The 20,777-nt window shown below is 66.2% G+C and carries 19 protein-coding genes; 11 read left to right on the forward strand and 8 right to left on the reverse strand.

Translation table 11 applies throughout. The features are described from left to right. The first annotated feature begins 244 nt into the window (after positions 1 to 244). Genes AAGA11_08930 through AAGA11_08940 form a run of 3 tightly spaced genes read left to right on the forward strand, consistent with a single transcriptional unit; the run spans position 245 to position 2,221 of the window. Entirely contained in the window at positions 245 to 679 is a 435-nt protein-coding gene (locus tag AAGA11_08930; protein MEM9602974.1) for a PaaI family thioesterase, read from the forward strand. Continuing rightward, positions 672 to 1,370 carry a haloacid dehalogenase type II gene (locus AAGA11_08935; GenBank protein MEM9602975.1) on the forward strand — a complete coding sequence of 233 codons (699 nt, stop codon included), beginning with the start codon at positions 672 to 674 and terminating at the stop codon, positions 1,368 to 1,370. Before AAGA11_08930 ends, AAGA11_08935 begins: the two co-directional genes overlap by 8 nt. After that, on the forward strand, positions 1,367 to 2,221 hold the full coding sequence (locus tag AAGA11_08940; protein MEM9602976.1) for a hypothetical protein: 855 nt from the start codon (positions 1,367 to 1,369) through the stop codon (positions 2,219 to 2,221). Before AAGA11_08935 ends, AAGA11_08940 begins: the two co-directional genes overlap by 4 nt. Before the next feature lie 9 nt (positions 2,222 to 2,230). Here AAGA11_08940 and AAGA11_08945 read toward each other — a convergent pair whose 3' ends face one another. Genes AAGA11_08945 through gpt form a run of 3 tightly spaced genes read right to left on the reverse strand, consistent with a single transcriptional unit; the run spans position 2,231 to position 4,676 of the window. Continuing rightward, on the reverse strand, positions 2,231 to 3,298 hold the full coding sequence (locus AAGA11_08945; protein ID MEM9602977.1) for a homoserine O-succinyltransferase: 1,068 nt from the start codon (positions 3,296 to 3,298) through the stop codon (positions 2,231 to 2,233). 1 nt (position 3,299) lies between these two features. Beyond that, positions 3,300 to 4,157, reverse strand: coding sequence for an ATPase (locus AAGA11_08950; GenBank protein ID MEM9602978.1), 858 nt, complete (start codon positions 4,155 to 4,157; stop codon positions 3,300 to 3,302). Between the two features lie 21 nt (positions 4,158 to 4,178). Beyond that, positions 4,179 to 4,676, reverse strand: coding sequence for a xanthine phosphoribosyltransferase (gene gpt / locus AAGA11_08955; GenBank protein ID MEM9602979.1), 498 nt, complete (start codon positions 4,674 to 4,676; stop codon positions 4,179 to 4,181). Positions 4,677 to 4,842: 166 nt separating this feature from the next. Between gpt and AAGA11_08960 the strand changes: the two genes are divergently transcribed. After that, positions 4,843 to 5,115, forward strand: a complete 273-nt coding sequence (locus AAGA11_08960) for a hypothetical protein (GenBank protein MEM9602980.1) — start codon at positions 4,843 to 4,845, stop codon at positions 5,113 to 5,115. A 9-nt stretch (positions 5,116 to 5,124) separates the two neighbouring features. Here AAGA11_08960 and AAGA11_08965 read toward each other — a convergent pair whose 3' ends face one another. Continuing rightward, positions 5,125 to 6,291 carry an HRDC domain-containing protein gene (locus tag AAGA11_08965; GenBank protein MEM9602981.1) on the reverse strand — a complete coding sequence of 389 codons (1,167 nt, stop codon included), beginning with the start codon at positions 6,289 to 6,291 and terminating at the stop codon, positions 5,125 to 5,127. A 214-nt stretch (positions 6,292 to 6,505) separates the two neighbouring features. On the opposite strand from AAGA11_08965, the gene clpS reads away from it, so the two are divergent. Next, on the forward strand, positions 6,506 to 6,826 hold the full coding sequence (clpS, locus tag AAGA11_08970; GenBank protein MEM9602982.1) for an ATP-dependent Clp protease adapter ClpS: 321 nt from the start codon (positions 6,506 to 6,508) through the stop codon (positions 6,824 to 6,826). A 42-nt stretch (positions 6,827 to 6,868) separates the two neighbouring features. Next, positions 6,869 to 9,130, forward strand: coding sequence for an ATP-dependent Clp protease ATP-binding subunit ClpA (clpA, locus tag AAGA11_08975; protein MEM9602983.1), 2,262 nt, complete (start codon positions 6,869 to 6,871; stop codon positions 9,128 to 9,130). 70 nt (positions 9,131 to 9,200) lie between these two features. Here clpA and infA read toward each other — a convergent pair whose 3' ends face one another. Next, the gene (gene infA, locus AAGA11_08980) at positions 9,201 to 9,419 is read right to left on the reverse strand and encodes a translation initiation factor IF-1 (protein ID MEM9602984.1); all 219 of its coding nucleotides are present in this window, start codon (positions 9,417 to 9,419) and stop codon (positions 9,201 to 9,203) included. Between the two features lie 129 nt (positions 9,420 to 9,548). Here infA and AAGA11_08985 point away from each other — a divergent pair, with 129 nt between their 5' ends. Together AAGA11_08985 and AAGA11_08990 are read left to right on the forward strand one after the other, a co-directional pair. Beyond that, complete coding sequence (locus tag AAGA11_08985) at positions 9,549 to 10,022, forward strand: DUF1249 domain-containing protein (protein ID MEM9602985.1); 474 nt, start codon at positions 9,549 to 9,551, stop codon at positions 10,020 to 10,022. A 1-nt stretch (position 10,023) separates the two neighbouring features. Further along, positions 10,024 to 10,770: a YdcF family protein gene (locus AAGA11_08990; protein ID MEM9602986.1), complete on the forward strand. Its 747-nt coding sequence runs from the start codon at positions 10,024 to 10,026 to the stop codon at positions 10,768 to 10,770. A gap of 7 nt (positions 10,771 to 10,777) precedes the next feature. On the opposite strand, the gene AAGA11_08995 is transcribed toward AAGA11_08990, so the two are convergent. Continuing rightward, positions 10,778 to 12,109 carry an amidase gene (locus AAGA11_08995; GenBank protein MEM9602987.1) on the reverse strand — a complete coding sequence of 444 codons (1,332 nt, stop codon included), beginning with the start codon at positions 12,107 to 12,109 and terminating at the stop codon, positions 10,778 to 10,780. Between the two features lie 94 nt (positions 12,110 to 12,203). Here AAGA11_08995 and parC point away from each other — a divergent pair, with 94 nt between their 5' ends. Next, a complete protein-coding gene (gene parC, locus AAGA11_09000) occupies positions 12,204 to 14,444 on the forward strand; it encodes a DNA topoisomerase IV subunit A (protein MEM9602988.1) in 2,241 nt (746 codons plus the stop codon). A gap of 88 nt (positions 14,445 to 14,532) precedes the next feature. Beyond that, on the forward strand, positions 14,533 to 15,402 hold the full coding sequence (gene htpX / locus AAGA11_09005) for a protease HtpX (protein ID MEM9602989.1): 870 nt from the start codon (positions 14,533 to 14,535) through the stop codon (positions 15,400 to 15,402). Between the two features lie 6 nt (positions 15,403 to 15,408). Here the strand turns inward: htpX and AAGA11_09010 are convergent, their stop codons facing one another. Further along, the gene (locus AAGA11_09010; protein ID MEM9602990.1) at positions 15,409 to 16,236 is read right to left on the reverse strand and encodes a pyruvate, water dikinase regulatory protein; all 828 of its coding nucleotides are present in this window, start codon (positions 16,234 to 16,236) and stop codon (positions 15,409 to 15,411) included. Between the two features lie 134 nt (positions 16,237 to 16,370). On the opposite strand from AAGA11_09010, the gene ppsA reads away from it, so the two are divergent. After that, positions 16,371 to 18,737, forward strand: coding sequence for a phosphoenolpyruvate synthase (gene ppsA / locus AAGA11_09015; protein ID MEM9602991.1), 2,367 nt, complete (start codon positions 16,371 to 16,373; stop codon positions 18,735 to 18,737). A gap of 51 nt (positions 18,738 to 18,788) precedes the next feature. Here ppsA and acs read toward each other — a convergent pair whose 3' ends face one another. Then, complete coding sequence (gene acs / locus AAGA11_09020) at positions 18,789 to 20,732, reverse strand: acetate--CoA ligase (protein MEM9602992.1); 1,944 nt, start codon at positions 20,730 to 20,732, stop codon at positions 18,789 to 18,791. Between the last annotated feature and the right edge of the window lie 45 nt (positions 20,733 to 20,777).

Genomic DNA, 20,777 nt, shown 5'->3' on the forward strand with positions numbered 1-20,777 from the left:
GGGTGTGCCGTGGCTGGTTGGGGCGTGCTGCGCCGGGGCGACAGCCAGACCCACAGCCTGCGGGGTAACTTGATACTACTGACCGTCAGGTGAAAGGCCAGCCGACGGTGCACGTCTTGCGCGGGCTGTCACAAATTTCTGTCGGTCTGGATCACCGTGGCCGTCTCCTGAAACGGTGACAGGCACGGCCGGACCGGGTGTCTGTGGCATATTGCGGCTCGAGATGGGGCCTGGAGAGCCGGATTTGAGCCGAATCGACCGTGCGCAGTTCGAGCGACTGATGCACGAGCAACTGCCCTTTGCAGTGGACATGGGGGTGCAGCTCGACACCCTGGAGCGGGACCGCGTGGTGGTGCGTGCGCCGTTTTCGGCGCAGTCGCTGCGCCCCGGCGGCACGATCAGCGGGCCGACCATGATGGGACTCGCAGACGTCGCTCTGTATGCCCTGGTGCTGGCGCAGGTCGGGCTCGAGCCGCTCGCGGTGACGACCAGCCTGAACATGAACTTCCTGCGAAAGCCGGCGCCGGCGGACCTGCTGGCCGTGGCCCACCCCCTCAAGGTTGGCAAGCGCCTGGTGGTGGGGGAGGTGAGCCTCTACACCGCTGGCGACACCGTCCGCTGTCTTGCCCATGCAACTGGCACCTACTCGGTGCCCCCGGTGGAGAGTGACCATGTCTGATGCCCTGCACGCAACGCGAGTCTGCCTGTTCGACGCCTACGGCACGCTGTTCGACGTGCATTCGGCCGTCGCCCGCCTGCGCTCAGGCATGAACGACGAGGCCGAGCAGCTTTCGGCCACCTGGCGACAGAAACAGCTCGAGTACACCTGGCTCCGCAGCCTGATGCAGGACTACACCGATTTCGAGCAGGTCACGGCGGACGCGTTGGACTACGCCCTCGCGGCGCACCCGCAACCCGACGCCGTGGCCTTGCGCGCGGGGTTGCTTGAGGCCTACACCACCTTGTCGGCCTACCCGGAGGTGCCCGGGACGCTCGCGACGCTGCACGCCAACGGTTGGCCCCTCGGGATCCTGTCAAACGGCACCGTCGCGTGGCTCGACGCCGCGGTGGACGGCTCCGGGCTTCGCCCGTGGCTCGCCGAACTCGTCTCGGTCGATCCGTTGCGCGTGTTCAAACCCGCACCGGTGGTGTACCAGACGGGGTGTGATCGCATGCGGGTCGCCGCGCACGAGGTGTGTTTCCTGTCCTCCAATGCCTGGGACGTGGCGGGCGCGGCGCACTTTGGCTACAAACCGGTCTGGATCAACCGCGGCGGGCAGCCGGTCGAGCGGCTCAGTGGCCGCGCCGAAGCCGAAATCCGGACGCTCGACGCGCTGCTGCCGCTGCTGCCCGACACACCCTCGGAGTGAAGCTGGTTCTGAGCCGCAAGGGCTTCGACAGCGCGGCCGGCGGGGTGCCGAGCCCGATTCTGCCCGGCGGGCGGCTGCAGTCGCTGCCGATCCCGGACCCACAGTCGGCGCAGCGCTACCGCGATATCGGCGGATCCGAGCCTCGGGTCGCCACCCTCGTCGCGCAGCTGAGCCCGGGCTTGCGCGCAACCTCGCACGTCCACCTGGACCCGGACCTCGACGCCGACCAGCAGCCGCGGCTGACGGGCTGGCGACCGGCGTTTGGCCAGGCGGGTGCGGCATTAGGCCACCTCGAGCGCCTTGGCGTCGGTGTCGGTGACCTGTTTCTGTTCTTCGGCTGGTTTCGCGCTGCCGAACGCCATCGGCGCCGCTGGCGTTTCGTGCCCGGTGCGCCGGATCTGCATCTGCTTTTCGGGTGGTTACAGGTCGGCGAAGTCATCGACCTCCGCGCTGCGCCCCCCGGGGCGCCCTGGGCGTCGCACGTTCACTGCACGCGCCGTTTCAACGGCGGCAACGCGCTGTTCGTCGCCGCACCGCGCCTGGTGCTTGACGGCACGGCGATTGGGTGCGCCGGCGGCGGACACTGGCGCCACACGGCGGCGCTGCGGCAACTCACGGTGGACGGCTGGTCACGCAGCCAGTGGCGCCTGCCGCGCGCCTTCCTGCCGATCGAGACGGACGCGGGCCTCGATTGCCTCAGTTGCCACGCACGGGCAGCGCGTTGGCGCGATTGCGGTAGCCACTGTGAGTTGCACGCGGTGCCGCGCGGGCAGGAGTTCGTGCTCGACTGCGCCCGGCGGCCCGGTGTCCTCGCCTGGGCGGCGTCGCTGTTCGACGACGTCGCGCGCTGATCGCCCGCTTCAGCGTAGGCCCAGGGGGTCGTTCGGGTCGACACCGTCCTGAAACGGCTTGGTCGGGTCGACGTTGGTGAGTTGGTACACCTTGCCGATCCAGGAACTGACCATGGCCTTGGCCGTGTCTCGCCAGACGTTGTCGAGTGCCGGCTCGATCAGGTGTTCGGGGAAGGGTGGGGTGGGCGTGCCAGCGGTCCGTGCGTGCGCCACGCGGTCGGCGTATTCGGTCAGGATCGCCTTGCACCGGTCGTCGAAGACGTGGCGCACGAACGGCGGTGGTGTGGCAATGTCGCCTTTGGCGTAGCGCGCGAGCTCGCGCTTGTATTCCTTGAGCAGGCTGTTGGTGTCGTACTCCGGGTGACCCTGCATGAACACGAAGCGGAAACCGTCCGGACTGACTGCCGTCAGCACGCCGGCCTCGGCACTCTCGGTGAGCACGCGGATACCGACCCCCTCAAGCGCGTCTCGACTGACATCGTTGAAGCGCGAGTGCGGCACCGAGAACCGGGTGTTGATGGTCTGCGCCAGCGGGTGCGTCGCGTCGATGGCACGGTGCTCGAACACCCCCCAACACTTGTACGGCAGGTTGCGCCGGCGCAGGCCGAAGCGGTGTTGCCAGACGGCGTGGCTCGCGAGACACGAGCACAACGTCGATGTCACGTGCTCCGCCGCCCAGTCGGTGATCGCGGCGAGTTCGGGCCAGAAGGCCTCGCGTTCGAGCGCAGGTTGGGTCACGTTCGCGCCGGTCAGTATCAGCGCGTCGAGGCCGTGTTCGCGCACCGCGTCGAAAGGCTCGTAGTGTGCGTCGATGTGGGCCCTGGCCCGGTCTCCACGGGGCAGTGCGGCGACGGTGAACGGGTGGATGGTGATCTGCACGACGCGGTTGGCGCGGTCGATCAGGCGCAGGAACTGTCGCTCGGTCGCCTCGATGGCCGCGTCGGGCATCATGTTGAGCAGGCCGACATGCAGACTGCGGATGTCCTGGCGCCGTGCGCTGTCCGGGTCGAGGATATCGCAACCCTCGTCGCGCAGACGCTGAAAGGTCGGGAGCGCGTTGTGGGCGACGACGGGCACGTCAGCGCGGCTCGGTCGGGTGGCGGTCGATGGCGGTGCAGACCAGCTCGATGAAATCCGCCTCGTCGCGCACGGCCCGGACTTCGTTCGTCGACACCGCGTAGGCGTGCTCGGCGGCGATCTGCTCGTAGCGTGGCAGCCGCGCGGCAAAGAGCTTCGGAAACACCCAACGCACGAAATCGTCGGGGTCGATCTCGGCGATGTACTCGTGTTGCCGATCGCGCAGGTACTCGGCCAAGTGGGTCTCCAAAAACGCCGATCGGTAGTAGAGCGGCTTGGGCGACAACCGTGCCCGTTCGATCAGCTCGGCTTCGTCCTGGTCACTCGTCCTGATGTAGAGCACCACGCTCGACGCGGTCAGGCAGTCGAGCACCTCCGGGGCATCCAGCTCGCACACACTGCCACCGGCATCGACGAGAAAGTGGGGCAGGTCGTAGATGCGCGCGGCCTTGTCGATGAACTTCGGCACGTCCAGCAGCGCCTGGGTCTCGGCGTCGTGGTGCAGCGCCTGGCGGCGCTGGAACTCGGGCAGCGACAGGCCGCCGCGGTTCGGGTCGCCGAGTTTGCCGAGAAAGGTCGACAGCGGCGCAAGGTTGTCGATCGTCAGGTTACTGCGGATGTAGATCGAGTCCGAGCGCAGCAGGTCGCGCACGAACGGCAAGCGCATGCACTGACTCTTGATGTTGTCGAGAATCTCCTCCTCGAGGTACCGCGTGCCGATGCGGTAGTCGGCCGAGTAGTGAAACCAGGCGTCGCGCGGCAGGCGGCTGGCGAGTGTGCTCTTGCCCACCCCGGACATGCCGAACAGCGAGACGCGCTTGTTGGTGGAAGATCGGAATTCGCTGGCACTCAATCGCACGGCCGGGTCTCGTATGGCAGCTCAGAGGGGAGTGGGTTCGGTGTCGGCAACCTGGTCGACCAGCGGAATGTTGCGTTCCAATGCCATGTCCCAGGGGAAGTTGATCCAGGTGTCCTGGCCCACTTCCTCGATGAAGTCGTCGACCGTACCGCGGCCTGCCGGCTTCGCGTACACGGTCACGAAACGGGCTTTTGGCACGAGGTCGCGCACGAACGTCGCCGTGGCGCCGGTGTCGACGAGGTCGTCGACAAGCAGCATGCCCTCGCCGTCGTGGTCGCCCACAACGTTCTTCAGCAATTGAATGTCACCCTGTTCCGTGTAGTCGTAGCTGGCAACGCAAATGGTGTCGACCAGCCTAAGGTTCAGCTCGCGCGCGATGATCGCGGCCGGGATCAGCCCGCCGCGCGAGATGGCGATCACGCCGCGCCACTGTGATGCGGGCAGCAGGCGTGCCGCCAGCGTGCGCGTGTCACGGTGGAGTTCTTCCCAGGAGACGTAGAAATGCTTGTGTCGCTGCATGGCGCGGGGTGTGTCCGTGTGTGTCCGCCTCGGGCGGCCGGGGAGCGCTACATGGTATCAACTCGGCTGCGGCCTCGCCCGGGAATGCGGCACAGGCCACAAATCGCCAGGACCGTCCCGCGTAGTCTCAGCAGAGCGACACAGACCCCGAGGCTGACGACCCACCATGAGCGACACCACTTCCCTGATCTGGCTGCTGGCGTGTGCGTTTGCGTTGTGCGGCGTGTACGCCGTGTTTCGCTCACAACGCCTGCGGGCCGACATCGAACGGGGCGCCGAAGGCAGCATGCTCGGCGCCGAGTTCGGGGCATTCGGTCTGCCGCAAGCCGAGCTCGCGCCCGATGAGACTGCGCGCCGTCGGTGCCGCTCGTGGTCGATCGGTGCAGCGGTGGCGATCGCGTGTTCGGTCACCACTTTCGCCACCGGTTTTCTGATCTGAGGGCGCGCGTCAGCCGCTTGCACCCCCCTGTGCATCCACCGCGCTGACAGCACCGTCGCGCACCTGCAGTAACACCGAACCCCTGAGCACCGCGCGCAGGGGGGCGTCGAGCAGCGCATCGCGCCACGCCGTGTCGAAACCGCCATCACCGTTCTCGAGCCAGCTTGCCAACTGCGCGCGTGAAGCCAGGGCGTCGGGGTGGATCTGGCGCGCGAGCGCAATCACGGACACGTGCGCGGCCAGCGCATCGAGCAGGCAGCGTTGGGCGAGCGAGTCGGCCGACTTCCGGCGGCGTTTGACCGGATACCGTGGCGCATCCGGTGCCTCGCGCAAGACCCGCAGCAGCGCGGTGCCGTGGCTGGACACGGTGGCCGGCTTGAGGTCGCGCAGGCGCGCCAGTGCGCGGGCGTCCGTCGGGTTCTTGCGCGCCAGGGCGTTCAAGGCCTGGTCGCTCAGCACCCAGCCGCGTGGCAGGTTGGCCGCCTGCGCCTCCGCCTCGCGCCAGATGGCGAGGGCCTGGGCGCGCGCCTGCTGTGGCGGGTTGAACCGGTCGATGCCCTTGAGCCGCTGCGCGACCGCGTCCGGCGGGCGTCGGTAGCGTTCGACGTCGCCGAGCGCGGCCCACTCGGGTGCCAGCCAGTCGAGCCTGCCGGCGCGCTCGAGCGCCGCCGACATCTCGGGGTAGATCTGCGCAAGATACACCACGTCGTTGGCTGCGTAGCGCAGCGCGCTGTCGGACAACGGGCGCGCGGACCAATCCGCGCGTGTCTGGTCCTTGGGCAGTGCCACGCCGGTCACTGCCTCGACCAGACGCGCGTAGCCAATGCCCTCCGCGTGGCCGAGCAACGGCGCAGCGACCTGCGTGTCGAACACCGCCGATGGCGGTGCGCCCCGGTGCAACGTAAACAGTTCGAGGTCCTGCGAGGCCGCGTGGAACACGGTGCGGAGCTCGGGTCGGTAGAGCGCTTCCCAGAGCGCAGTCAGGTCGACGTCGGCGAGCGGGTCGACCAACGCGCACCAGTCCGCGGTGGCCAACTGCAGCAGACAGAGCTCGGGGTAGTAGGTGCTCTCCCGCATGAACTCGGTGTCGACGGCGACCCAGGGCACGGTGGACAGGGTGGCGGCGAGCGTGTCGAGGTCGAGTTGCGTGTCGACAAGTTGGTAAGCTGGGGGCACGGGAAGCGGGGGGCGTGTGTCAGCATGAAGCATATCACCTCGACCGCCCGGGTCGGTTGCCGCCAGCGCGTCCGCAGCGGCATTGATTTGCCGCGTCGGCGCCCCAACCTATACTGTTCGTGGGGACATGTAGACACCCGAAAACCAGCCGAAATACGCTGGAAAGGCGCGGCATGTAACCTGCTATCTGGGCAGTCAGACACGGAATCCGAGTATGGGCAGGCGCGAGGAACACGAAGACCAAGGTGGCCTCGCCACCGAGGAAGCCAAACCGGCATTGAAGCCGCCGCCGCTGTATCAGGTCGTGCTCGTCAACGACGATTACACGCCGATGGAGTTTGTTGTTCTCGTGCTCGAAAAGTTCTTCGCAATGAACCGCGAAGCGGCCACGCAGGTCATGTTGCACGTGCACACGCGAGGGAAGGGCGTGTGTGGCGTGTACGCACGGGACGTCGCCGAGACCAAGGTGACGCTCGTCAATCAGTTTGCACGCGACAACCAACACCCGTTGTTGTGTCAGATGGAAGAAGCCTGAGGCGGGTTGCAGGCGAAGACCACACCGAACTAGAGGTTAACGATGCTGAGCAAAGAACTCGAGGAAACCCTGAACGGGGCCTTTCGTAAGGCGCGCGAGCAGCGCTATGAGTTCATGACCGTCGAGCACCTGATGCTGGCGTTGATTGATAACGCGCAGGCCGCCGAAGTGATTCGCGCATGCGGTGGCCACGTCGAGGAATTGCGCGAGGAGTTGCGCAGCTACATCGAGAAGAACACGCCGCTGCTGGACGACAGTGACACGCGCGACACCCAGCCGACGCTCGGTTTCCAGCGCGTGTTGCAACGTGCGGTGTTTCACGTGCAGTCGTCTGGCAAGAAGGAAGTCAGTGGCGAGAACGTGCTGGTCGCCGTGTTTGGCGAACAGGACAGCCACAGCGTCTACCTGCTGGGCAAGCAGAACATCTCCCGCCTCGACGTGGTGAATTTCATCTCGCACGGCATTTCGAAGTCGCGCGACGAGGAGAGCGACGACGAGGACTCCACCGTCAACGACGGCGGCAGCGACGAGAACCAGGCGGAGAAGCCGCTGCAGAAGTTCGCCACCAACCTGAACCAGCGCGCGGCCGAGGGTGCGATCGATCCGCTGATCGGCCGCGACCACGAGATCGAGCGCGCCGTTCAGGTGCTGTGCCGCCGGCGCAAGAACAACCCGCTGCTGGTCGGTGAGGCCGGCGTCGGCAAGACCGCCATCGCCGAAGGTCTGGCGAAGAAGATCGTCGAGGAAGACGTGCCGGAAGTGCTCTCTGAGGCGGTGATCTACTCACTCGATCTTGGTGCGCTGGTCGCCGGCACCAAGTACCGCGGCGACTTCGAGAAGCGCCTCAAGAGCATCCTCGCGCAGATCAAGCAGGAGCCCAATGCGGTGCTGTTCATCGACGAGATCCACACCATCATCGGCGCCGGTGCGGCCTCGGTTGGGGTGATGGATGCGTCAAACCTGATCAAGCCGATGCTCGCCACCGGCGAGCTGAAATGCATGGGCTCGACCACCTACCAGGAATTCCGCGGCATCTTCGAAAAGGACAAGGCGCTCGCGCGCCGTTTCCAGAAGATCGACGTGCCGGAGCCGTCCGTCGAGGAGACGTTCAACATCCTCAAGGGGCTCAAGCCGAACTTCGAGACCTTCCACGACGTCACCTACACCGCGGACGCGTTGCGCGCGGCGGCGGAGTTGTCGGACCGCTACATCAACGACCGTTTCCTGCCTGACAAGGCGATCGACGTGATCGACGAAGCGGGTGCCAACCGGCGCCTGCAGCCGGCCTCGAAGCGCAAGAAGAAAATCAACCAGTCCGACGTCGAGGCGATCGTTGCGAAGATGGCGCGCATCCCCGAGAAGAACGTGTCCAGCACCGACCTCGACAAGCTGCGCACCCTCGAGCGCGACCTCAAGCTGCTGGTCTACGGGCAGGACAAGGCCATTGACACGCTGGCGACGTCCATCAAGATGGCGCGTTCCGGACTCGGTGTGGTCGACAAACCGATTGGCAGTTTCCTCTTCGCCGGCCCGACGGGCGTCGGCAAGACCGAAGTCACACGCCAGTTGGCGCAGGTCATGGGCATCGAGCTGGTGCGCTTCGACATGTCCGAGTACATGGAACGGCACACCGTGTCGCGCCTGATCGGTGCGCCGCCGGGCTACGTCGGTTTCGACCAGGGCGGTCTGCTGACCGACGCGGTGCTGAAGAACCCGCACGCCGTGGTGTTGCTTGACGAGATCGAAAAAGCGCACCCTGAGGTGTTCAACCTGCTGCTGCAGGTGATGGACCACGGTACGCTGACCGACAACAACGGCCGCAAAGCCGACTTCCGCAACGTCATTCTGGTGATGACCACCAACGCCGGTGCGGAGTCGATCAGTCGTCGCACGCTCGGCTTCGTGGAGCAGGACCACACGACCGACGGCATGGAGGCGATCAACCGGACGTTCACACCGGAGTTCCGCAACCGCCTCGACGCCATCGTGCAGTTCGACGCGCTCGACGCGAAGGTGATCACCAGCGTGGTTGACAAGTTCGTGATCGAACTCGAGAGCCAACTGGCCGAGAAGCACATCCAGCTGATCGTGGACGAGTCGGCGCGGGCGTGGCTCGCGGAGCACGGATTCGATCCGAACATGGGGGCGCGGCCGATGCGCCGGGTCATCCAGGAGAAGATCAAGCGGCCGCTGGCGGACGAGATCCTGTTCGGCAAGCTCGCCAAGGGCGGGACGGTCACGGTGTCGGTGGGCAACGACAGCCAGTTGTCGTTCTCGTTCGACGACGAGTCGCTGCCCGCCTGAGTCGCGGGACGGGGCGGGCGATGTCCGTCACGCAGGTGCACACCGCCGCGCGCGGCGTGCACGTGTGCTCTCAGCGGCTGCGGTAGACGATGCGCCCCTTGGAGAGATCGTAGGGCGTCAGCTCGACCGTGACCTTGTCGCCGGTGAGGATGCGGATGTAGTGCTTGCGCATTTTGCCGGAGATGTGCGCTGTCACCTGGTGGCCATTCTCCAACTCAACGCGAAACATGGTGTTGGGGAGGGTGTCGGCGACGACGCCTTCCATCTGGATGGGTTCTTCTTTTGCCATACTGTGGCAAGGGCCTCTTGGGAGTGATACGTATCCAACCAACCATGATACCACCAATCCTGGAACAGGGCAGTTTGGCGCGTTCCGCCCGTGTGCGGGCGACGGCGTTTGGCAACCGGCGAGGGGCGCATGTATTTCAAGGCCGGTGAGCGACCGCTCGCGCACGCGCCGCTGACGCGCCTGATGGCGCTCTACGAGCAGAACTACCTGAACATGCGTCTGCTGGTGCCGGATCTGGCTCAGCTGGCCGCGGGGGAGTACTGGTCAGTGCTGCCCGATTGCCTTGACTTGCGTTTGCGTGTGCTCGAGCGCAGCCGCTACACCACCACGGTCAACCTCAGCTACGAGTTCGCGCCTGGGTCCGGGCGCGTCGATAAACCCGACCTCTGCGTGCGGGTGTACCACGACGCGCGCTCGGCCGAGGCGATGAGCGGTTTGATTCACGGCAATCGGCTCGAGCGCCGCGAGGTGCGCGACCTGCAGCGCAGCTGGACCCTCAACCGCTTTCTGTACAAGTGGCTGCGCTACAACCTGCACCGAGGCCACAAGTTCAACCGCACGGCAGACGACGACCTGTCGTCGCTCGACGCCGGGTCTGCGTGACGTGCACTACGTGCTCGATCCGGTGCTCTGGCCGTTTCTGCTTGCAGTGGTGCTGATGGCGCGCGCGTGGTTCGTGGGGCGTTCCGGGCTCGGCGAAGCGGCGCTGGCGCTCAGCCTGGTGGTGGTGGCGTCACCGGCGACCGGTAACCTCTGGTTGGTGACACTCGAACGTCAGCAGCCGTTGCGGGCCTGCCACGCGGCCAGCAGCAACACGGTGGTGGTGCTCGGTGCAGGCCTCGACACCCGTTACCCGGTCGACCTGCCGGCGGAGCAGCTCTCGCACCTGTCCTGGCGCCGAGCGTTTGCCGCGGTGCCGTTGCTGCGCGAGGGCGCCACGGTGGTGCTCGCAGGCGGTGGCCGTTTTCGGCACAGCGACCGTTTCACCGAGGCCGCGGCCATGGCGGCGTTCCTGCAACCCCACGCCGCGCGCTTCGACGGCGTGCGGTTGATCGAGGAATCGAGCTCGCGCAACACGCTCGAGAACGCAACGTTTACGGCTGCGTTGCTGGCGCAGCACGAGACCGAGCTCGACATCGTGCTGGTTACCAGCGCGGCGCACATGGCGCGGGCGCGCGGCACCTTCGAGCAGGCGGGGTTCACGGTGTGCGCCCACGCCGTCGCACCCGAGGCGCAACCGGCCATCCCCTGGGGCGCTTGGTTGCCACAGATCAGCGGTCTGCAGAAAACCGCCGTGGCGATGCGCGAGTGGGCGGCGGTCGTGCTCTACCGCCTTCAGGGCTGGATGTAGCGCGAACTCAGTCGGCCGCCGTGTCATTCAAGGCGGCCTCGAGCGTCCGTGCGCAGGCGATCAGGCGCTGATCGTCGTCGTCTCGGCCGATGATCTGCAGCCCCATTGGAATGCCGTGTGTGTCCCGCCCCATCGGCAGGCTGACGGCGCAACACCCGAACAGGCTCGGGAAAACCGTGTAGCGCAGCAACAGGTTGCTGTAGCGCTCGTAGTAGCTCTCGTTGTCGAGCATCGCCACCGCCGGTGCGCTCACCGGACAGGTCGGGCACAGCAGAAAGTCGGCGTCGCCGAACAGCGTTGCCTGCTCCGCCCGCAGTTCGCGCACCCGGGCGTGGCGCGAGGCGATGATGTCCTCCGGCACACCGGCGTGTTCGTTCAGCAAACGGCTCACGTGCGGCGTCAGCCGCTCGCGCCACCCCGGCAACTCCGCCTCGATCAGGCGTGCGCAGTTGCTCGCAGCGGTGTTCGGCCCGTTGTCGAGCATCTCGAAGGCGTCTTGCAGCAGCCGCTGCGCCGCGCCACCCATCGACGAGACACTGGGTCCCGCGCGCCGGCAGGCTCGCCGCCAGGCGGTCTGCACGTCGGCGTCGCAGGCACTCAGAAACTGGTCGGGGACGGTGGCGAAGCGCACGCCGGCGAGCGTGAGGGCGGCGCGCGGGTTGACGCGGTCGATTGCTGCGGCGACCAGGCTCAGGTCGGCGGCGTTCCGCGCGATGATGCCGGGGTCGTCGAACAGTGGGCTCAGCGGCAGGATGCCGTCGGTCGGCCAGCGACCGTGGGTGGGCCTGAAGCCCACGCAGCCGCAGAGACTCGCAGGCACCCGCACCGACCCGCCCGTGTCGGTTCCGACACCGATCCACGCCATGCCGCTCGCCACAGCGACGGCGGTGCCGCTGCTCGACCCGCCTGGAGCGCGGTGGATGTGGGGGTCGAAGGGGTTGCGCGGTGTGCCGTGGTGCGGGTTGAACCCGCTGCCGCCGAAGGCGAATTCCGCGCAGTGACTCTTGCTGGTCACGACTGCGCCCGCAACCTCGAGGCGCTCGATCAGTTCGCCGCTCTCGGCCCAGCGGGGCGGCAGGGCCGCCGCCGTACCCGCCCAGGTCTCGAAGCCCGTGACGCCGATGTTGTCCTTGACAGTGATGGGTACGCCCCGCAGGGGGCCTTCATTGGCGCTGATCGGCGGGTGGTGCACCTCGCGCAGGGCATTCAGGTGTCCGTTGAGCGCGTCGATCCGCTTGGCGCACCACTCGAGCATGTCCTGGTGCGCCCGGGTGTGTGCACGAAAGGCGGCGATCGACTCGTAGGGTGGTGCGGTGGTGGGCGTAACCGGACTTGTCATGTGATGGGGTTGCTTGCGGGTGGTGGCGCCGTGAAAACTGAAGGCCATGGTATATGATGAACCGCATTGCACACAGTTCGCACACCGCCCACCCATGACCGGATTCGACGAGACGGAGCAGCAACCGCTGCGGGAATTCACCGAGAAAGCCTACCTCGACTACTCGATGTACGTGATTCTCGATCGCGCCCTGCCGCACCTCGGTGACGGGCTGAAGCCGGTTCAGCGACGGCTGATCTACGCGATGAGCGAACTCGGGCTCTCGGCCGGACAGAAATACAAGAAATCGGCACGCACCGTCGGCGACGTGCTGGGCAAGTTTCACCCGCACGGCGACTCCGCCTGTTACGAAGCCATGGTCCTCATGGCCCAGCCGTTCTCTTTCCGTTACCCGCTGGTGGACGGTCAGGGCAACTGGGGTTCGCCGGACGACCCGAAGTCCTTTGCCGCAATGCGCTACACCGAGGCGCGTCTGACGCCCTTCGCCAAGACCCTGTTGCAGGAGCTCGGCCAGGGGACGGTGGATTGGGTGCCGAACTTCGATGGCACCTTGAGCGAACCCGCGGTCATGCCCTCGCGCCTGCCGCATGTGCTGCTGAACGGCACCACGGGTATCGCGGTCGGCATGGCGACCGACATCCCGCCGCATAACCTGCGGGAGGTGGTTGCCGCCTGTGTGCACCTGCTCGAAAAGCCGCGCGCCACCGTCGCGGAGCTCCTGACCCACATCCAGGGGCCGGATTTCCCGACGCACGGCGAAATCATCAGTTCGCCGGAGGATATCGCCCGGCTGTACGAGACCGGCAACGGCTCGGTGCGCCAGCGTGCGGTGTACGAACGCGAGGGCAACGACATCGTCGTCACCGCGCTGCCGCACCAGGCGTCACCAGCCAAGGTGCTCGAGCAGATCGCCGCGCAGATGCACGCGAAGAAGCTGCCCCTGGTGGAGGACCTGCGCGACGAGTCGGACCACGAGAACCCGACGCGGCTGGTGATCGTGCCGCGCACCAACCGGGTCGACGCCGATGCCTTGATGCGCCACCTGTTCGCCACCACCGACCTCGAGAAGCACTACCGCGTCAACATCAACGTGATCGGGCTCGACGGTCGGCCGGGTGTGCTCAACCTGCGCGAGCTGCTCAGCGCATGGCTGGTGTTTCGCACCGAGACCGTCCGGCGACGCCTGACGCACCGCCTCGAAGCCGTGATGGCGCGGCTGCACAAGTTGGACGGCCTGCTGATCGCCTTCCTGAACCTCGACGAGGTGATCCGGATCATCCGCACCGAGGACGAACCCAAACCCGTGTTGATGGCCCGCTTCGATCTCAGTGAGATTCAGGCTGACTACATCCTCGACACCCGCCTGCGGCACCTGGCGCGGCTCGAGGAAATGAAGATCCGCGCGGAGCAGGAGGCGCTCGAGGCCGAGCGGCAGTCGCTCGAGAAAACGCTCGGGTCGGACCGTCGGCTCAAGACGCTGGTCAAGAAGGAGCTGCTCGCCGACGCCGAGACCTACGGTGACGCGCGTCGCTCGCCGATCGTCGTGCGTGAGGCCGCGGCCGCGATGTCCGACACCGACCTGGTGCCGGCCGAACCGATCACGGTCGTGTTGTCCGAGCGCGGTTGGATACGATCGGGCAAGGGCCACGAGCTCGATCCGGTCACACTGAACTACAAGTCCGGAGATGGCTACCGGAGTCACTCGCGCACACGCAGCAACCACCCGGCGGTGTTCCTCGACTCCACCGGGCGCAGCTACGCGATCTCTGCGCACAGTCTGCCGTCGGCGCGCAGCCTCGGAGAGCCCCTGTCGGGCCACGTGAAATCGCCCGACGGCGCGACCTTTGTTGCCGCCTTGCACGGTGCCCCCAACGCCCGCTACCTGCTCGCGAGCAGCGCGGGCTACGGGTTCCAGAGCACGATCCAAGTCTTCACGAGCCGCAACAAGACCGGCAAGGCCGTGCTCTCGCTACCGGCGGGTGCGACGGTGCTGCACCCCGCTCAGGTGGGCGATCCAGGGACCGACCGGGTGGCCTGCATCAGTTCGTCGGGCAACCTGCTGGTGTTCGACCTGGCCGAAGTCGGTGAGATGAGCAAGGGCAAGGGCATGCGGCTGATGAACATCCCGTCGGCGAAGGTCAAGTCCGGGACCGAGTCGATGTGTGCGGTTGCGGTCGTGCCGCAGCGCGGTGTGCTCAAGCTGTTTGCAGGCAAGCGACACACGGCCTTGTCGTTCCGCGACCTCGACGACTACCTGGGCGAGCCGGGCAAGCGTGGCCGCAAATTGCCGCGCGGGTTCCAGAAGGTGGCGCGGGTCACCGTCGAGCGCAAATGAGGGCGTGGCAAGGTCCCTTGCGTTTGCCGCAGTGAGGCCCCAACGTTAGGCTGATACCCGCACAACCGGATACACCGAGGTTGACCTCATGATGCGCATCGTGTTGTTTCTCGCCACCAATGCCGCGGTGATGCTGGTGTTCAGCATCACCTCGCGTTTGCTCGGCATCGATCGAATGCTCGGGCCCGGCAACTACGAGGGCCTGTTCCTCTTCGCACTGATCGCCGGCTTCGCAGGCTCGTTCATCTCGCTGGCCATGTCGAAGACCCTGGCCAAGCGCGGTATGGGGGTGCACGTGATCGAGCAGCCGGCGAACGAGACCGAGCGCTGGCTGCGCGACACGGTCTACCGGCAGGCCGAGCAGGCCGGCATCGGCAAACCCGAAGTCGGTATCTTCGATTCGCCTCAGCCCAACGCCTTCGCCACGGGCATGAACCGCAACAATTCGCTGATCGCGGTCAGCACCGGCTTGCTGCAGCACATGCAACGCGACGAAGTCGAGGCAGTGCTCGGCCACGAGGTCGGCCACGCGGCGAACGGTGACATGGTCACCATGGGCCTGATCCAGGGCGTGTTGAACACCTTTGTCATTTTTTTCGCGCGCATCATCGGCCAGATCGCCAGTGGCGGACGGGACGGCCAGCGCGGCAACTACATGGTGTACATGCTCGTCAGTCTGGTCGCAGAGTTCGTGCTCGGCATCCTCGCGAGTTTCATTGCCGCGTGGTTCTCGCGCCGCCGGGAGTTTGTCGCCGACCGCGCCGGTGCCGAACTCGCGTCGCGTCAGGGCATGATCAACGCGCTCAAGGCGTTGCAACGGGTGCACGATCCCGAGGGCCTGCCGGACAGCATGGCCGCGTTCGGCATTCTGGGTGGCCGTGGCAGCCTGATGCAGAAACTCGCCTCGACACACCCGCCGCTCGACCAGCGCATCGCTGCACTCGAAGCCGGTCGCTGATGCGGCCTACAGCAGCGGCGCGTCCAACTCGCGCAGCTGCACGATCTCGGCAGAGAGTTCTTCGATCGACTTCGCGGTGGAGTCGAGCCACGGAATTGCGTGGCGGCTCATCAGGCGTTCGGCGGCCACCGTCTCGGCACGGCACGACGCCAGCGCGGCGTAACGTGAGTTCGGGCGCCGTTCGCTGCGGATGGACGACAGTCGCGCCGGGTCGATGGTCAGGCCGACCAGCAGGTTCGTGTGGGATTCGAGCACCCCGGGCAGGGCATCGCGCTCGAAATCCTCCGGGATCAGCGGGTAGTTCGCGGCGTAAATGCCGTAGTGCATGGCGAGGTAGAGGCTGGTCGGCGTCTTGCCGCTTCGGCTCACGCCGACCAGGATCACCTCTGCGTGGTCGAGGTGTTGGTGGCTCTGGCCGTCGTCGTGCTGCAGCGTGTAGTTCACCGCGTCCATGCGCCGAATGTACTGCGAAGTGTCGACGGTGGCGTGGGAACGGCCGACATAGTGCGTCGACTTCATGCCGAGCTCACGCTCGAGCGGTGTCAGGAAACTGCGGAACAGGTCCATGTGCAAGGCGTCGGCCTGATCGATGACCGCGGCGATGTCCTTGTCCACCAGCGTGGAAAACACCAGCGGGCGGTGAACGGAGGTCTCGGCCGCCGCCCGAATCCGGGCAACGCAGGCTTCAGCCTGTTCCCGTCCGGTCACGAAGGACACCACCACCGCGTGGGTCTCGATCGCCTCGAACTGTGACATCAGGCTGTGACCGAGGGTCTGGGCGGTGATACCGGTGCTGTCCGAGACGTAGAACACGGTTCGCGTCGTCCAACCCATGCTGTCCTCACCCTGCGCGAAGAATGTTTCAAATTGTAGACACGGTCACCGATAATCCCCGTGACCCGTTATAGAGTTGTGCCACCTTTTTCACGAATCGGCCCCGTCTGTGGCCTCAAATCGGGATAGCGCCCATGGCTCAGTCTGACTACACCACGGATTTCCGCGACCTCCGCATGACCGATGTCGAGGCGGTCGGGGGCAAGAACGCCTCGCTGGGCGAGATGATCAGCCAGCTCGCGAGCACCGGCGTCCGGGTGCCGGGCGGGTTTGCCACCACGGCGGCGGCCTACCGCGAGTTTCTCGCCACCGACGGCCTGGATCAGCGCATCGATCAGGCGCTGAACGCCCTGGACCCGGACGATGTGACTGCGCTCGCGCGCACCGGCGGCGAGATTCGCGACTGGATCATGCGCACCCCGTTTCCCGAGACGCTCGACCACGCCATCCGCTCGGCTTACCGCGAGATGGTGACAGCCGACCCGACCCTGAGCGTCGCCGTGCGCTCGTCCGCAACGGCGGAAGACCTGCCCGATGCGTCGTTCGCCGGCCAGCAGGAGAGTTTTCTCAACATCGTCGGCGAGGACAATGTGGTGGAGGCCATTCACCACGTGTTCGCCTCGCTCTACAACGACCGCGCCATCAGCTACCGCGTTCACCAGGGATTCGACCACAGCCAGGTGGCGTTGTCGGCCGGTGTACAGCAGATGGTGCGCTCCGACACCGGCGCCGCTGGCGTCATGTTCACACTCGACACCGAATCGGGTTTCCAGGACGTGGTGTTCATCACCTCGAGCTACGGCCTCGGCGAGACCGTGGTGCAGGGTGCGGTCAACCCGGATGAGTATTACGTGCACAAGCCGATGCTGGCCCAGGGTCGCCACGCGATCGTGCGCCGGAACCTCGGCAGCAAGCAGCACAAGATGGTGTTCACCGACGACACCAGCGCGGGACACTCGGTGCAGACCGTCGACGTGACACCCGCCGAGCAGCAGGCCTTTTCACTGACCGATGCGCAGGTCGAGCAGCTCGCGCGGTACGCGGTGACGATCGAGCGCCACTACGACCGTCCGATGGACATCGAGTGGGGACTGGACGGCCGCACCGGCGAACTCTTCATTCTGCAAGCGCGTCCCGAGACGGTCAAAAGCCGCGAGACCGTCGGCACGACGGAGCGCTACGCACTCAAGACCACCGGCGAGTTGCTCACCGAGGGGCGTGCGATCGGCCAGAAGATCGGCATCGGCCCGGTGCGGCTGGTCAAGGACGCCTCCGAGATGGACCGCGTCGAGGTCGGTGATGTTCTCGTCACCGACATGACCGACCCCAACTGGGAGCCGGTGATGAAACGCGCTGCCGCCATCGTCACCAACCGCGGTGGCCGCACGTGTCACGCTGCGATCATCGCGCGCGAACTCGGCATCCCGGCGGTGGTCGGCTGCGGTGACGCGACCGATCGGCTCGAGGACGGCCGCATCGTGACCGTGTCCTGCGCCGAGGGCGACACCGGCAACGTCTACGCCGACCGCCAACACGTCGAGATCACGACCCAGAGCACCGGCGAACTGCCCGAGATCGACCTCAAGGTCATGATGAACATCGGCAACCCGGAGCTGGCGTTCCAGTTCGGCCAGCTGCCGAACCACGGCGTCGGCCTGGCGCGGCTCGAATTCATCATCAACAACATGATCGGGGTGCACCCCAAGGCGGTGCTCGAGCCCGGGAAACTCGACGACGCGACGCGTTCACAGGTGCTGGCCTGCGCCGCGGGCTACCGCGACCCGCGAGACTTCTTCGTCAGCAAGCTGGCCGAGGGCGTGGCGTCGATTGCGGCGGCGTTCTGGCCGCGCAAGGTCATCGTGCGGCTGTCGGATTTCAAATCCAACGAGTACCGCAAGCTGATCGCCGGCGACGTCTTCGAACCCGAAGAGGAAAACCCGATGCTGGGTTTCCGCGGCGCCGCGCGCTACGTGGCACCGGCCTTCCGGGCCTGCTTCCACATGGAGTGCGAGGCGATGAAGCGTGTGCGGGAGGACATGGGCTTCAGCAACGTCGAACTCATGGTGCCGTTCGTGCGCACCGTGGCCGAGGGTCAGCGCGTGCTCGATGTGATGGCTGCGCAAGGGCTGCGCAAAGGCGAGAACGGGTTGCGCGTGGTCATGATGTGCGAGCTGCCGACCAACGCTGTGCTCGCCGATGCCTTCCTGGACCTGTTTGACGGCTTCTCGATCGGCTCCAACGACCTGACCCAGTTGACCCTCGGGCTGGACCGTGACTCCGAACTGGTCGCCGAACAGTTCGATGAACGCGATCCGGCGGTCAAGGCCATGTTGTCGATGGCCATTCAGGCCTGTCTGCGCCGCGGCAAGTACGTCGGCATCTGTGGACAAGGACCCTCCGACCACGCCGATTTTGCACAGTGGCTGCAGTCTGAGGGGATCGAGAGCGTGTCGCTCAACCCCGACACGGTGGTCGACACCTGGCGGCGACTCGCCGGCTGACACACGAAAAACCCGGCCATTGGCCGGGTTTTTTTCCTGTGCGCGCGGGCCTCAGCCTTGTGCGCGGTTCTCGATCAGGTCCTCGACCACAGCCGGGTCGGCGAGGGTTGACGTGTCGCCCAGACTGTCGATCTCGTTGTGCGCGATCTTTCGGAGGATGCGCCGCATGATCTTGCCCGAGCGGGTCTTGGGGAGACCCGGTGCCCACTGCAACACGTCCGGCGTGGCAATCGGACCAATCTCCTTGCGCACGTGCTTGACCAGGTCGGCGCGCAGCGCGTCGGTCGCCTCGACACCGGCCATCAGGGTGACGTAGGCGTAGATGCCCTGGCCCTTGATGTCGTGCGGGAATCCGACCACGGCGGACTCGGCGACCGCGTCGTGCAGCACCAGCGCCGACTCGATTTCAGCGGTGCCCATGCGGTGGCCGGAGACGTTGATCACGTCGTCCACGCGGCCGGTGATCCACCAGTAACCGTCGGCATCGCGCCGCGCCCCGTCGCCGCTGAAGTAGTAGCCCGGGTACATCTGGAAATAGGTTTCGTGGAAGCGCTTGTGGTTGCCGTAGATGCTGCGCATCTGGCCGGGCCACGGGTGCTTGATCGCTAGCACACCGGCCTGTTCGCCGGTGTCCGGCAGTTCGTTGCCCTGGTCGTCGAGCAGCACCGGCTGCACGCCGAAGAAGGGCTTGGTCGCCGAGCCTGGCTTCAGGTCGATCGCGCCCGGCAGCGGCGTGATCAGGTGGCCGCCAGTCTCGGTCTGCCACCAGGTGTCGACGATCGGGCAGCGGCTGTCGCCGACCACCTTGTGGTACCACTCCCAGGCTTCGGGGTTGATCGGTTCGCCGACCGTGCCGAGCAGCCGCAGGCTGGAGCGCGCGGTTTTCTTGACCGGCGCGTCGCCGTGGGCCATGAGCGCGCGGATGGCAGTCGGCGCGGTGTAGAAGGTTGCAACGTTGTGCTTGTCACAGACTTCCCAGAACCGGCTGACAGTCGGGTAGTTGGGCACACCTTCGAACATCAGGGTGGTGGCGCCGTTGGCAAGCGGGCCGTAGACGATGTAGCTGTGGCCGGTGACCCAGCCGACGTCGGCCGTGCACCAGAACACCTCACCGTCGCGGTAGTCGAAGGTGTACTTGTGCGTGGTGGCGGCTTGCAGCAGGTAGCCTGCCGTGGTGTGCAATACGCCTTTGGGCTTGCCGGTGGAGCCCGAGGTGTAGAGGATGAACATCGGGTCCTCGGCGCCCATCTGCTCGGGGGCGCAGTCGGCGCTCGCCGCATCGACCAGTTCGTGGTACCAGACGTCGCGCGGCGCCTCGAAGCCGACACTGCCACCGGTGCGCTTGACGACGACAACATGCTGCACGCAGTCCGCGCCGCCGACGGCGATGTCCGCGTTGGATTTCAACGGCACGGCCTTGCCACCTCGCAGACCCTCGTCCGCGGTGATGACCAATTTGCACTCGGCGTCGAGGATGCGGTCGCGCAGGGCGTCGGGCGAGAAGCCGCCAAAGACGATCGAGTGGATCGCACCGATCCGCGTGCAGGCCAGCATGGCCACCGCGGCCTCCGAGATCATCGGCATGTAGATGCAGACCCGGTCGCCGCGCTCGACACCGAGCGATTTCATACCGTTGGCAAACTTGCACACCGCAGCGTGCAGGTCGCGGTAGCTGATGTGCTGACTGTCGGCCGGGTCGTCGCCCTCCCAGATGATGGCCGTCTGGTCGCCGCGCGTGGCTAGGTGACGGTCGAGGCAGTTCTCCGATACGTTGAGCTCGGCGCCCTCGAACCACCGGATATGGGCGGTGTGGTAGTCCCACTCGAGCACCGTGTCCCAGGGCTTGCTCAGGGTCAGAAACGCATTGGCCTGACCGGCCCAGAAGCCTTCCGGGTCTTCGACCGACTCGGTGTACATGCGGTCGTAGTCGGCGGGCGTCAGGGTGTTGCCGTCGCCGAAATCGGCTGGCACCGGGTAGAGCGTCTCGTCAGACATGCGCGGGTCTCCTGTGGCAATCAACGGGGTAGCGTCCCTGGAACT

The organism is Pseudomonadota bacterium, assembly GCA_039196715.1.
Taxonomy (GTDB): Bacteria; Pseudomonadota; Gammaproteobacteria; order CALCKW01; family CALCKW01; genus CALCKW01.